The sequence below is a fragment of the Frankia gtarii genome, assembly GCF_025403375.1.
Taxonomy (GTDB): domain Bacteria; phylum Actinomycetota; class Actinomycetes; order Frankiales; family Frankiaceae; genus Frankia; species Frankia gtarii.
In genome coordinates, this window is record NZ_JAMPTM010000036.1 from 24,733 (window position 1) to 36,162 (window position 11,430).

Here is an 11,430-nt window from a genome sequence, read left to right on the forward strand (position 1 = left end):
CGCCGCTCGGCGCCGGGCGGCCCTACGTCGTCATGGCGCCCGCGCGCCGCCGGGGGCGCCCGCTCAGCGCCGCGTGGACGACCAGCAGACCGCCGTCCACGCCGGGTCGCTGGTGTCCGCCAGGTCGTACCAGCCATCCGGCAGGTAGGTCCCCCAGGTCACCGGCGGCCCGTCGGCACCGCTGCCGGCCTCGGCGGCGGCAGGGCGCGGCACTGCGAAGGTCGCCTCACCACCCGGGCAGCCCTGATGCTCGAATCGGAACGTGGGCTCGCCCGCGTCGCTCCCGCGACCGGCCTCGGTCCGGCACAGCAGCGCCGTCGACGGCCGCCAGAACGTCGCGATGTGGGCGTAGTAGCCGGCCTCGAGCCAGGTCGCGCCGGACGCCGGCGCACCGTCCGACGCCGGCACGCTGACCTCGCTGACCTGGCCGGACGGACAGCTCGCCCAGACCACGCCACCGGCACGGGCAACCCCGGCGTCGGCCACGGCGAGCAGTCCGGTCAGGGCGACCGTGGCGCCGGCGGCCGCGAGGGTCGGCCGGAATCCGCGAGAGTAGCGGCCCCGCCGACGCACGGTGAGCCGGGCCGGTCGGTGGACGTCGCCGGGAGCGGGCGGGCCCCCCGCGGCGGCGGGCGTCGGTCGCCCGGTCCGTCGTCGCGAGGCTGCGGCATACGGCATTGAATGCCTCCTTCTCGAACCCGGCCGCGAACGACCGTGAACCATCTGCGCGGGATCGGAACACCCGTTCCACGATTTGGTCCGGGATTCCCGTAAATAGAACAGCAATCGCCCGCCAGGATAGCGGTAGTTGGCGGGACGTTGGGATTTCGTTCGCCTGACCCCTCTAGCCCCTGAGCCCTCGAGCCCTCGAAACCGGCATCGTCCGGCCGCCGACCACCCCTTCCTTGTCTTTCCACCGGGACGAATCGGGCACGCAGGCCGGTGGAAAGGCGAGGAAGGTTCGCGTCCTCGGCCACGGTCGGCCGGTCGACCTCAGCTGCCGGCCGCAGTCGGCAGTTCGTTCAGCGGGGGCAGCGGGCGCCAGAACTCGATTTCGGTTGTCGCCGAGAGGTCGTACAGGTCGCGCCGACGGCCGGTGGCCGTATAGCCCAGCCGCAGGTACAGCCGGTGCGCGTCGGTGAACCGCGTGTCAGTCCACAGCCGCATCTGTCGCGCGTCCCACCGCCGGGCCTCGCGCTCGGCCCGTCGTACCAGGGCCGCTCCTATGCCCTGGCGGCGGGCGGCGGCGGCCACGTACAGCGTCTTCAGCTCGGCCCAGCCGGCCCGCTCGGATGCCTCGGCCCGCTCGGGTGCGGCAGGGAAACCCTTCGCCGGCCGGTCCCATACCGCCACGCTGCCGAGCACCCCGCCGGCCGGTCCTGCCATCACAGCCGGCCCTGCCATCACAGCCGGCCCGATCGGGTCGGCCGGGACCACCCACAAGGCCCGAGCGGGCTCCCCCTCGGTTGCCGCATGGGCCGTTCCGGGGGCCCGCAGCCACGGTTCCTCGGCGTCGACGTCGAGGACGCAGCCCGGGTACTGCGTCCATGCGCTCGCGATCAGGTCCTGTAGGGCGACGGCGTCGGAGTCCCGCGCCCGCCGCAGGCCGGGGAGCAGCTCGCGGCGCATCCACACGTGCTCGATGCCCGCCTCGACGTCGGGCTCGCCGATCGGCCGGTAACCCTGGCGAGCGTAAAAGTCCGCCACCCTCGTCTGGGCGTGCAGCTCCACGGCCGGCAGGCCACGCTCCCCCGCCCGACCTTCCAGTGCCGCGGTGACCAGCCGGCCCAGGCCCCGACCGCGCCAGGCGGCGGCGACGGCGACCCGCCCGATGACCCCCACCGGCTCCACGCTCGACTGACGGGGCCCCTGGTCAAGCAGGCGGGCCGTGGCCACCGCTCGACCGTCGGCGGCCAGGACGACGGCATGGTCCGCGGTGGCGTCGCGGCCGTCGTACTCCAGGTCCGGCGGCACGCCCTGCTCCCGGACGAAGACCTCGTAGCGCAGGTCGAGCGCGGCCCGCGGCGGCATCCCCGCGACCACGGTGACGGTGTCGGTGTCGACCGGACGCCCGCTCACCGGCACTGGTCCGGTCGGGAGACGCGACGGCCAGGTCTGGACATAGGCCGGCAGTCTAGGCGTCGCGGCCGGCAGACGGCTGGCGGGTGAGTCCGGGGCCGGGCCCCCGGACGGGGCGATCCGGCCCGCGGCGACCTCGCCCCGCCGGTCCACCGATGCGGGTTTCCGTGGGCGGCACGTCCGGGCATCCTGCCTGATACGGACTGACAACCACGGACCCGGCATCATGACCATCTCGGTGCGCCGAGTAGAAAGCAGGACTGTACCGGCCAGTGCCGGCCATCACCGGTCGGCACGGACTATTGACCGCACGAAGAGGAAGCGGCCCGGAATCGTGATTTTCCAGACGAGGACCTGTCGTGACGACGCGTGCGCACCGGAGGACCGCTGACGATGACGCCGACCCTCTACCCGCCGGCCCGACTACGGCCGGTGCGGAACACCTCCGGCCTGATGATCCAGCCGACTCGCGGACTCATCGCGCACGTCCAGGTCGGCACCGGATCGTTGTTCGGCTGGTTCGACAACACTGCCAGCCAGGTCAGCTCCCATCTGTGGCTGTCCAGAAACGGCGACTTCGAGCAGTATGTTCCGTTCGATCGGCGGGCCTGGGCACAGGCGGCCGGGAATCCGTACTGGATCTCCTGCGAATGCGAGGGGTACGAGACCGAGGACTACACACCGGTACAAATCACCAGGCTGGCCGAGCTGTTCAACTGGGGTATGCGGGAGTTCGGTTGGAAAGGGGAGATCGCCGACTCGCCGAACGGATATGGCCTCGGCACCCACCGGATGGGCGGGCAGGCATGGGGCGGGCATAGCTGCCCCGGCGACCGCCGGGCGGCGCGGCGCCCCGACATCCTGGCGCTCGCCGTCGGCAGCGACCATGGCGCGGCGTCCGATCCCCGCGACCGTTACACCGGCCGGCCGACGCTGCGCGAGGGCGACCATGGCGCGGACGTGGTGGCGCTCCAGAACGCGCTGAACATCATCTTCGGCCACGAGGCGCCGACCGGTGATCCCAACCGCATCGATCCGGACGGCGGGTACGGGCTGCGCACCACCGCACGGGTCGCCTCGCTGCAGCGCTATGCGTCACCGTGGTTCGGCCGCATCCCCGACGACGGCGTCTGTGGGCCGAACACCTGGCGCAAGATCGGCTACATCCTGACCGGGATGAACCGCGCAGTCTGAACCCGTCCCGTCCCGTCCCCGGCCGGACGGCCGGACCAGCGCATCCCGCTGCGGCGTCAGCCGGCCCCGGAACTCAGCCGCCCCCGGCGGGACCGCCGGCCGGGGGCGCCGTGGCCAGGTCGGCGAGCTCCGCGCCGGCCGCGCGCAGCCAGCGCAGCGGCTCGGCCATCGCGGCCTGCACACCCCCCGCCAGCCGAGCCAGGGCGACCTCGGCGACCGCACCCTCCGGCCGGGGGGCATCCACCTGGCCCGCCGCCAGGAGCACGGGCACATCCGCCGCCCGGGCCAGGGCCAACACCCCGCCGACCACCTTGCCCGCCAGGGATGTCCGGTCGAAGCGGCCCTCGCCGGTCACCGCCCAGCCGGCCCCGGCGAGCGCGGCGGGAAGCCCGGCCGCCTCGGTGATCGTCTGGACGCCCGGCGCCAGGTCGGCGCCCCAGGCCGCGGAAAGGCCGTAGGCGGTACCGCCCGCCGCGCCCGCGCCCGGGGCCGTCGGATCACCGCCGAGCAGCTCGGCCAGCCGGCGCAGCCCGGCCGCCAGCCGGTCGACGTCGGCGGGACCCGCACCCTTCTGCGGACCGAACACGGCAGCGGCGCCCGCGGGGCCCAGCAGGGGGGCGTCGACGTCAACGAGGCAGCGCACCCCCCCGGGGGGCGGCGGCTGCAGCCCCGACAGGTCCACCCGGGCGAGCCCCGTCAGGGCACCACCGCCCGGTGGCAGCTGCCCCCCACGTGCATCGAGGAAACGGGCTCCCAGGGCGACGAGGGCACCGGTGCCGCCGTCGGTCGAGGCCGAACCGCCCAGGGCGACCAGGATCCGCGTCGCACCGCCGGCCAGGGCGGCCCCCAGGACCTCACCGAGGCCGATGGTCTGAGCCCGCAGGGCGTCCGGGGCCAGCATCAACGGCAGGCCGCTCGCCCGCGCGAGTTCGACCACGGCGACGCCCCCCGGCAGCGCCAGCCATTCGGCGTCGTGACGGCGCCCGTCCGGGCCGGTCGCGCGCACCGGATGGCGGACCGATTCGGGCACGGCGGCGGCGAAGACGTCCAGGGTGCCCTCGCCGCCGTCGGCGATCGGCAGCGTCACGATCTCGTCGTGGGGTCGCCGCGAGCGCCAGCCGTCTCCGAGTGCCGCGGCGACCTCCGTCGCGGTCGCCGAGCCCTTGAACGAGTCGGGCGCGATGACCACCCGCCGCGGCCGGTCATCCGCCGCCGGGCCGCTTCCAGACACCGGGCGTACCAGGGCGTCCGCGTGCGCCCGGCTCAGCCCGCGGCCGGAGCGGTCAGCGGGGCCGGGGCAGTCAGCGGGGCCGGCGTCGCGAGCCAGGCGTCGATGCCGGCCAGGGCCGCCGTCCGCACCGGCTCCGGGGCCGCGCCGGCGAGCACCGAGCTACGCGCGCAGGCCGCCAGGTCTTCGTCGGACAGGCCGAGCTCACGCCGGCACAGCTCGTACTCCTCCAGACAGGTGGGGCCGAACAACAGTGGATCATCCGCGTTGATGGAGCAGCGCACCCCGGCGCGCAGCAGCGCCGGCAGCGGGTGCGCGGCCATCGACGGCACCACCGACAGCAACAGGTTGGAGGTGGGACAGACGTCCAGGCAGGTGGCACGGTCGAGCAGCTCGTCGACGAGTGCCGGGTCCTCGATCGCCCGGATGCCGTGCTGCAGGCGGTCGGCGCCCAAGGCCTCGATGGCGCCACGCACCGACTCCGGGCCGTCGAGCTCGCCGGCGTGCGGGGTGGACAGCAGGCCGCCCTCTCGAGCGAGCCGGAACGCCGCCGCGAACGGCTCCGGCGGCCAGCCGTTCTCGTCGTTGTGCAGCCCGAGGCCGACGACTCCCCGGTCGACGTGGGCAAGGGCCATGCGGGCCACCTCCACCGCCTGCTCGGGGGAGTCGTAGACGCGGTCCACCGCGGCCATCCAGCGAACCGTCACCCCGTACCGGGCGCCTGCCTGCTCCGATCGGGCCAGCACGGTCTCCCAGGCGGCCTCGGCGCTGCCGAACACGCCCAGGTGGGCGTACGGCCAGAAGCTGGGCTCGAGGTAGACGATGCCCTCGTCCGCCGCGTCGCTGACCATCTCGTCGATCAGCCGCTCGAAGTCCGCCGGCCGACGGAAGACCGGCAGGATCCCGCCGATCACGTCGCTGAAGCCGGCGAATTCGGTGAATCCGCTGGTACGAGGGGTCGGGATGCCCGCGGAGGCGGCGAGATCGGCGAGCGTCGCCGGCCGCATCCCCAGCTCGAAGTGCAGGTGCAGATGCCCCTTGGGCAGGGAACGGAGGTCCCGCATCGACGTCCTTCCTCCTCGCGGCACGGCCGGATGCGCCGCCCCGACGTTCGGACTATCACACGCCGTCGGGGGCGGTGGATCGAAACTTATGCCGGCCCCGCGGAACCATGTCCGGCGGGCGAAAGGTTGTTACCTACCCGTCACCTCCCAGCGGGCGGGGGTGCGGGGAACGATGCCAGGCGGCCTGGAAGCAAACGAGCAGTGCGGCCGGTCCAGCAAGAGGACCGGCCGCACTGCTCGTTGTTCACCGCTGCGCGGTGGTCACCAACCGCCGGCGGGGCTTCCCGGAGTCCGGTCCTGGGCGCCCGAGCCCCGGCCACCGGCCGCACCACCCGATCCGGGGGTGTACGGCGCGCCGCCGCTGCCGGGAGCGCCCGAGGAACCACCCGAGCCGGGGAAGCCCGAGGCGCCCGGAGCGCCGCCGGAGGCGTCGTCCGGCGCCCGGCCCTCGCGGTAGCCGCCCGCGCTGCCGGCAGGCCCGGTGGCGTCGGGCCCGGTGGCGTCGGGCCGGGGCACCTCGCCGCGCCAGGAGCCGGTCTCGGTCTCGCGGTGCTCGATGAACGACTTGAACCGCTTGAGGTCGGCCTTGACCCGCCGGTCGTCCAGACCGACGGCGGCACCCGCCTTCTCGGCGAGTCCCTCGGGCTTCCAGTCCATCTGGACCGTCACCCGGGTCTCGTCGTCCGCAAGCCGGTGGAAGGTCACCACGCCGGCGTGGGTGGTGCCTTCGGTGCTCTTCCACGCCACCCGCTCGTCAGGCAGCTGCTCGGTGATTGTGGCGTCGAACTCGCGCTCCTGCCCACCAACCTTGATTTTCCAGTGGGTGTGGGTGTTGTCGAGCTGCGCGATGGACTCGACACCGTCCATGAAGTTCGGGAAGGACTCAAACTGGGTCCACTGGTTGTAAGCGGTGCGAATCGGAACGTGGACTTCGATCGATTCCTGTACCGTGCTCGCCATGTTGCCTCCCGGCTGACGTCGGTGTCGGATGCAACGCTCATCCCCAGCCCGCAGCCACTAACACACGGCCGGGCAGGACATCGGGGACGGAGCATCGCGGCGCGGGGGCCAGCTCAGCCCAGCGGTCGCGGCGTGGCCCGCGCCGCCGCGCGGCGGGCCGCGGCCATCGCCACGGCGGCCTCGGTAAAGCCCCGGATGACCGGGTGCGGGTGGCTGGCGTCCGAGCCGAGCTCCGGCTGGAACAGCGTCGCCAGAAAGAAGGGGTGGCCGGGCAGTTCGAGGATGCGGACGTCGCCGGACTCGTCCACCCCGCTGAACCGCAGGCCGTGGACGAGCAGCAGGCCGACGTGGTCCGGATTGATCCCGTAGGAGCAGTAGTGGAGCAGTAGTAACGCTCGACTGTGCGGTCCGCGCCGATGACCCGTTCGGCGAGGGAGTCGCGGGTGATCCGGACGGCACCCTCGTGACCGTTCAGGGCACACGCGATCGGCACGATCAGCGGGTGGGGCGCGTCGGGGTCGACCTCGGCGTGCGCGGCGTGCGCGAAGCCGCACACCGAGCGGGCGAACTCCAACACGACGTGCTGCAGACCACCGCAGGTCCCGAGGAAGGGGATGCCCCGCTCCCGTGCCGCGCGCACCGCCGCGAGCGCGCCGGCCTCGCTGGCGTACGGGCTGCCCGGCACCAGCCAGATGCCGTCGAAGCCGTCGAATGCCCCCGCGGCCGCCACCTCGCTGGTCGGGATCCAGTAGGCGTCCACCGGCAGTCCGTCCCGCCGGCGCAACGCATCCAGCAGGTCGGGGATACGGCCGTGGGCGACGATCTCGGCGCTGCGGTCGCCGACGAGCGCCACCCGTGCGACAGCAGCGAACGGCGCGGCGGGTGCGGACGGCACGCCGAGCGAGCGGCTCACGGTCGCCACCCACGCGCTGGCCGCCGACCGCCTCGCCCAGGTCCTCGCCGACGTCCTGGCCGCCTCCGGTGACCCCTTGCGACTACCCGAGGTGGGGCCCATTCGAGCGGTCGGAATCGCCGCGAATCCGGTCGCCGTGATCCTCCCCCGTGGGCATCCGCTCGCCCGGCGCACCGGGCTGCGGCTGGCCGACCTCGTCGATGCCCGGTGGATCGACGCGCCGGAGATCGCGAACTCGGTGGCCGATCTTCGGGTCGTGACGGGTGAGCTGCGATTCCGGTCGCAGCTGCGCTACGACGGCGCAGACGTCGCGGGCCTGCTGGCGCTGATCGCCGCCGGTCACGGCCTCGGGTTGCTTCCTCGTTCCCTGCTCGCACCTGGCCCCCTGCTCGCACCGGCCGGCGGCGGCGACCGCCACCACGATCGGCATGACGGCGACCGCGACGGCTCAGGTGCTTTCCGGGCGGATCCGGGCGGCGTCCCGCTCGTCGGGCCCGCCCCGGAGTTGCGAACCGAGTTGCTCCGGACCGGCCGGCCGGGACCTGCGGCGCTGGCGCTGACCCGGGCGCTCGGCGGGTGACGGCTGGGCCCGAACCAACCCGAGTCCGCCGCTGGTACTGCGCGCCGGGCCGACCGGGGGGTAGGCTGGAGGTGTTGCTTGTTTCTCGGTGCGTGACCTAACGCTAGAGAACGGCACGACCAGACCACGGATCGGTCGGGGTCTGGTGCGAGGCCGGTACGCGAAGGACGCCTACCGGGAGCGCGGCAAGGAGAAAGTATCGTGGCGCAGGGTACCGTCAAGTGGTTCAACGCGGAGAAGGGCTTCGGATTCATCTCCGTCGACGGTGGCGGCCCGGACGTGTTCGTCCACTACTCCTCGATCGTGGCGGACGGCTACAAGTCCCTGGATGAGGGCCAGAGCGTCCAGTTCGAGATCGTGCAGGGCCAGAAGGGGCCGCAGGCGGACAACGTGACTCCCGCCTAAGGTCGCACCACCCCCAAGCTTTGCGTTCGGCGCGTGGCTCCTCATCGGAGCCACGCGCCGAAACCGCGTTGAGGGCCCGGCGGCGCGCGATCGTACTGCGCCGGTGTCCTCCTTGACCTCGTGCTACTCGACCGACGCCGGCGATGCTGGCTCTGGCCGCAGAACGAGGCGCCCGCGACCGACTGGTCGAGGCGGACGCGGCGATTCCTGGCTGGCCATCAAGCCGAAGCGGGGCCGCTTTCGCGGCCGCCCGTTCGCCCTCGCCCTGGTGTGGCGCCGGGAACCCGCGCTCAGCGGCGGGGCAGGCGGACGACCGTAATGAAGAAGTCGTCGATGAAACGCACGTCGTCGACGAACCGATCGAAATCGACCGCCTTCGTCACGTAGGCGTTGGCGTACAGGTTGTAGCTGCGCAGAATGTCCTCGGCCGCGTCCGACGTCGTGAGCACCACGACGGGGATGCGGCGCAGTTCCTCGTCATCCTTGATCTCCGCCAGCACCTCGATGCCGTTGCGGCGTGGGAGGTTGAGGTCCAGCAGGATCAGGTCGGCGGCGGGAGCGTCGGTGAACGGCTCTTCGCGCCGCAGGAAGGCCATGGCCTCGATGCCATCGTTCACGACGTGCAGCTGGCCGCTGATCCGATCATCGGCGAACGCCTCGCGGGTCATGAGGACGTCCCCCGGATCATCCTCCACCAGCAGTACGTCGAACGAGTCGACGGGCAGACCCGACGTCATCTGGCACCTCAGGATTTGTGGCCGACGCGAAGCGCGGTCGGCCGGGTGAGAAAGTGGGAACACCGCCGGCCGGAAGTCCGCACACGGACCCCGCATTGAAGCCTTTCTGACGGTACGCCAACTGCCTGGACCTGTCGCCCCCCACATCCGTAGTGGCACCGGCACCGCCCGCGCACCGCGGACGCAGGTGTGGTGATAGTCATATTCGAATGCCCCGATCGGGGTATTGGGTTCTGGACGGTCGACACGGGGTGGCGCCTGCTCCATCCGAAGGGACGTAGTCTCGGGTATGCGGGCACAGCCGAATGCCGTCGGGCGGCCGGACATCGGCGAGCGGGCGGACATCAGTGAGCGGGCGGACATCGTGGCGCTCGTCACGGAGTTCTACCGGCGGGCCTTCACCGATCCGCGGCTCGGCCCCATCTTCGTCGACGTCGCACAGCTCGACCTTCCCGCGCACCTGCCGGTGATCTGCGACTTCTGGCAGGCAGTGATCTTTCGGGCCGGGACCTACCGGCGCAACGCCTTCGGGGTGCACGCCGAGCTGCATGCCCGCGTCCGGCTCACGCCCGAGCTGTTCGCCCGCTGGCTGGAACTGTGGATCGCGACCGTCGACGACCTGCACAGCGGTCCGCATGCGGATCGCGCCAAGCTTCAGGCGCACCGGATCGCCGACTCGATGAGCCGCCGTCTCGCCGATGTCCCGACCGCGACCGCGGAGGCCACCCCCGCCAGTTCCGGCGCCGTCACGGCCTCCGGCCGGCGTCGTAGGCCGTCCGAGCCCGACTGATCTCGACCGCCGACCCCTCGAACAGGTCGGCGAGGACACGCAGCTGCGCCGCGACCAGGCCGCCCAGCGGGGTCAGCGAGTACTCGACCCGCGCCGGGATCGTGCTGACCACCTCGCGGAGCACGAGGCCGTCGCGCTCCAGGAGCTGCAGCGTCCGGGAGAGCATCTTCTCGCTGACACCCTCGACACGGCGACGCAGCGCATTGAACCGGTAGCTACCCTCACCCAACGCGAGCATGGCGAGCATTCCCCACTTGGACCCCACGTCCTCGAGCGCCGCCCGCGAGCTGCAGCCCCGGGCGAAGACATCGCTGACGAGCTCATCGCTGGGACCGACCTCCCCAGGACACGGCTCGCCCATCGCCATATCACGCTCGCAGGACATGGTCGCAAGCCTACGATCCCGCCTGGGACTGCCGCTATCTTATGGTTAGTACTTACCAAAGGAAACCGTAACCGACAGGGAGAACATCCATGGCCACCATCGCCGTCACCGGCTCCACGGGACACCTCGGCCGGCTCGTCGTCGAGGAGCTCCTCCAGTCCGGCGTCGAGCCGTCGACGATCGTCGCAGTGGCGCGGACGCCCGCCCGCGCCGCCGATCTCGCCGAGCGCGGGGTGCAGGTCCGGGCGGGCGACTACTCGGACCCGGCGAGCCTGCCCGCCGCCCTGGCGGGGGTCGACACCCTGCTGCTCGTCTCGGGCAGCGAGCTCGGCCAGCGCGTCGCCCAGCACACCGCCGTGATCGAGGCGGCGAAGGCGGCCGGCGTCGGGCGGATCGTCTACACCAGCGCACCGCGGGCCGACGTGACCGACCTGTCCCTCGCCGCTGAGCACAAGGCCACCGAGGAGGTGCTCGCGGCCGCGGGGGTGCCGTTCACGGTGCTGCGCATCAACTGGTACTACGAGAACTACACCGCCCAGCTGGGTCAGTACCTCAGCCAGGGGTTCGTCCTCGGTGCGGCGGGCGACGGCCGGATCAGGGGGGCCTCCCGGGCCGACTTCGCCGCGGGCATCGCGAAGGTCCTGACGACCTCGGGACACGACAACGCGATCTACGAGTTCGCCGGCACGCCGTTCACCCTCGCCGAGCTGGCCGCGACGATCACCGAGGTCACCGGCACCACCGTCACCTACCGCGACGTCGCGGTTGCGGAGCTCGCCGCCGCGCTGGGCCAGGCCGGGCTCGACGAGACGACGGCGGGCCTGTTCGCCGGCATCGACGGGTCGATCCGTGGCGGTGCGCTCGACGTCGACTCGGACGACCTGCAGCGGCTGATCGGCCGGCCGGCCTCCAGCCTCGCCGACGCCGTGCGCGCCGCCAAGGTCTGACTCCGCCTCACCCCGACCGGCGCTGTCGGGATGCCCGACTGCTGATCCAGAGGGATAAATCGGGCGCGGAACCCTCTGGATAAGCAGGGAGCCCGGCACGGGGACCGGCGGGGACCGGCGGGGACCGGCGGGGAGCGGCTGGGGCCCA

At 72.6% G+C, this 11,430-nt stretch carries 13 protein-coding genes; 5 read left to right on the forward strand and 8 right to left on the reverse strand.

Annotated features, from left to right (window positions below):
- Nucleotides 1–63: 63 nt before the first annotated feature.
- Both NBZ83_RS08395 and NBZ83_RS08400 read right to left on the reverse strand, forming a co-directional pair.
- Nucleotides 64–678 (reverse strand): hypothetical protein, encoded by a 615-nt coding sequence (locus NBZ83_RS08395; protein WP_261566109.1) that lies wholly within the window; start codon nucleotides 676–678, stop codon nucleotides 64–66.
- A 315-nt stretch (nucleotides 679–993) separates the two neighbouring features.
- Nucleotides 994–2,079: a GNAT family N-acetyltransferase gene (locus tag NBZ83_RS08400; protein ID WP_261566110.1), complete on the reverse strand. Its 1,086-nt coding sequence runs from the start codon at nucleotides 2,077–2,079 to the stop codon at nucleotides 994–996.
- A 393-nt stretch (nucleotides 2,080–2,472) separates the two neighbouring features.
- Here NBZ83_RS08400 and NBZ83_RS08405 point away from each other — a divergent pair, with 393 nt between their 5' ends.
- Nucleotides 2,473–3,273, forward strand: coding sequence for a peptidoglycan recognition protein family protein (locus tag NBZ83_RS08405; protein WP_261566111.1), 801 nt, complete (start codon nucleotides 2,473–2,475; stop codon nucleotides 3,271–3,273).
- A gap of 73 nt (nucleotides 3,274–3,346) precedes the next feature.
- Here NBZ83_RS08405 and NBZ83_RS08410 read toward each other — a convergent pair whose 3' ends face one another.
- The 4 genes from NBZ83_RS08410 to NBZ83_RS08425 all read right to left on the reverse strand — a co-directional run bounded on the left by NBZ83_RS08410 (nucleotide 3,347) and on the right by NBZ83_RS08425 (nucleotide 7,438).
- Nucleotides 3,347–4,504, reverse strand: coding sequence for a glycerate kinase (locus tag NBZ83_RS08410; protein WP_261566112.1), 1,158 nt, complete (start codon nucleotides 4,502–4,504; stop codon nucleotides 3,347–3,349).
- Between the two features lie 32 nt (nucleotides 4,505–4,536).
- Nucleotides 4,537–5,565, reverse strand: a complete 1,029-nt coding sequence (add, locus tag NBZ83_RS08415; RefSeq protein ID WP_261566113.1) for an adenosine deaminase — start codon at nucleotides 5,563–5,565, stop codon at nucleotides 4,537–4,539.
- 261 nt (nucleotides 5,566–5,826) lie between these two features.
- Nucleotides 5,827–6,525 (reverse strand): SRPBCC family protein, encoded by a 699-nt coding sequence (locus NBZ83_RS08420; protein WP_261566114.1) that lies wholly within the window; start codon nucleotides 6,523–6,525, stop codon nucleotides 5,827–5,829.
- A 37-nt stretch (nucleotides 6,526–6,562) separates the two neighbouring features.
- Nucleotides 6,563–7,438, reverse strand: coding sequence for a glutamine amidotransferase-related protein (locus NBZ83_RS08425; protein WP_261566115.1), 876 nt, complete (start codon nucleotides 7,436–7,438; stop codon nucleotides 6,563–6,565).
- Nucleotides 7,439–7,493: 55 nt separating this feature from the next.
- Here NBZ83_RS08425 and NBZ83_RS08430 point away from each other — a divergent pair, with 55 nt between their 5' ends.
- The gene (locus tag NBZ83_RS08430) at nucleotides 7,494–8,018 is read left to right on the forward strand and encodes a LysR family transcriptional regulator substrate-binding protein (RefSeq protein WP_368861817.1); all 525 of its coding nucleotides are present in this window, start codon (nucleotides 7,494–7,496) and stop codon (nucleotides 8,016–8,018) included.
- 201 nt (nucleotides 8,019–8,219) lie between these two features.
- Nucleotides 8,220–8,423, forward strand: a complete 204-nt coding sequence (locus NBZ83_RS08435) for a cold-shock protein (RefSeq protein WP_009741546.1) — start codon at nucleotides 8,220–8,222, stop codon at nucleotides 8,421–8,423.
- Between the two features lie 290 nt (nucleotides 8,424–8,713).
- Here NBZ83_RS08435 and NBZ83_RS08440 read toward each other — a convergent pair whose 3' ends face one another.
- Complete coding sequence (locus NBZ83_RS08440; RefSeq protein ID WP_261566116.1) at nucleotides 8,714–9,160, reverse strand: response regulator; 447 nt, start codon at nucleotides 9,158–9,160, stop codon at nucleotides 8,714–8,716.
- 289 nt (nucleotides 9,161–9,449) lie between these two features.
- Between NBZ83_RS08440 and NBZ83_RS08445 the strand changes: the two genes are divergently transcribed.
- Nucleotides 9,450–9,950, forward strand: coding sequence for a group III truncated hemoglobin (locus NBZ83_RS08445; RefSeq protein WP_261566117.1), 501 nt, complete (start codon nucleotides 9,450–9,452; stop codon nucleotides 9,948–9,950).
- Here the strand turns inward: NBZ83_RS08445 and NBZ83_RS08450 are convergent.
- The gene (locus NBZ83_RS08450; protein WP_261574686.1) at nucleotides 9,907–10,335 is read right to left on the reverse strand and encodes a winged helix-turn-helix transcriptional regulator; all 429 of its coding nucleotides are present in this window, start codon (nucleotides 10,333–10,335) and stop codon (nucleotides 9,907–9,909) included. The two genes, NBZ83_RS08445 and NBZ83_RS08450, sit on opposite strands and share 44 nt — an antisense overlap.
- An 89-nt stretch (nucleotides 10,336–10,424) precedes the next feature.
- Here NBZ83_RS08450 and NBZ83_RS08455 point away from each other — a divergent pair, with 89 nt between their 5' ends.
- A complete protein-coding gene (locus NBZ83_RS08455) occupies nucleotides 10,425–11,282 on the forward strand; it encodes an SDR family oxidoreductase (RefSeq protein ID WP_261566119.1) in 858 nt (285 codons plus the stop codon).
- Nucleotides 11,283–11,430 lie beyond the last annotated feature (148 nt).

Bases quoted from the DNA above. Each gene is read 5' to 3' on its own strand.
- NBZ83_RS08405 (WP_261566111.1), top strand. From the start codon at position 2,473: ATGACGCCGACCCTCTACCCGCCGGCCCGACTACGGCCGGTGCGGAAC.
- NBZ83_RS08420 (WP_261566114.1), bottom strand. From the start codon at position 6,525: ATGGCGAGCACGGTACAGGAATCGATCGAAGTCCACGTTCCGATTCGC.
- NBZ83_RS08455 (WP_261566119.1), top strand. From the start codon at position 10,425: ATGGCCACCATCGCCGTCACCGGCTCCACGGGACACCTCGGCCGGCTC.
- NBZ83_RS08395 (WP_261566109.1), bottom strand. From the start codon at position 678: ATGCCGTATGCCGCAGCCTCGCGACGACGGACCGGGCGACCGACGCCC.
- NBZ83_RS08450 (WP_261574686.1), bottom strand. From the start codon at position 10,335: ATGTCCTGCGAGCGTGATATGGCGATGGGCGAGCCGTGTCCTGGGGAG.
- add (WP_261566113.1), bottom strand. From the start codon at position 5,565: ATGCGGGACCTCCGTTCCCTGCCCAAGGGGCATCTGCACCTGCACTTC.
- NBZ83_RS08445 (WP_261566117.1), top strand. From the start codon at position 9,450: ATGCGGGCACAGCCGAATGCCGTCGGGCGGCCGGACATCGGCGAGCGG.
- NBZ83_RS08440 (WP_261566116.1), bottom strand. From the start codon at position 9,160: ATGACGTCGGGTCTGCCCGTCGACTCGTTCGACGTACTGCTGGTGGAG.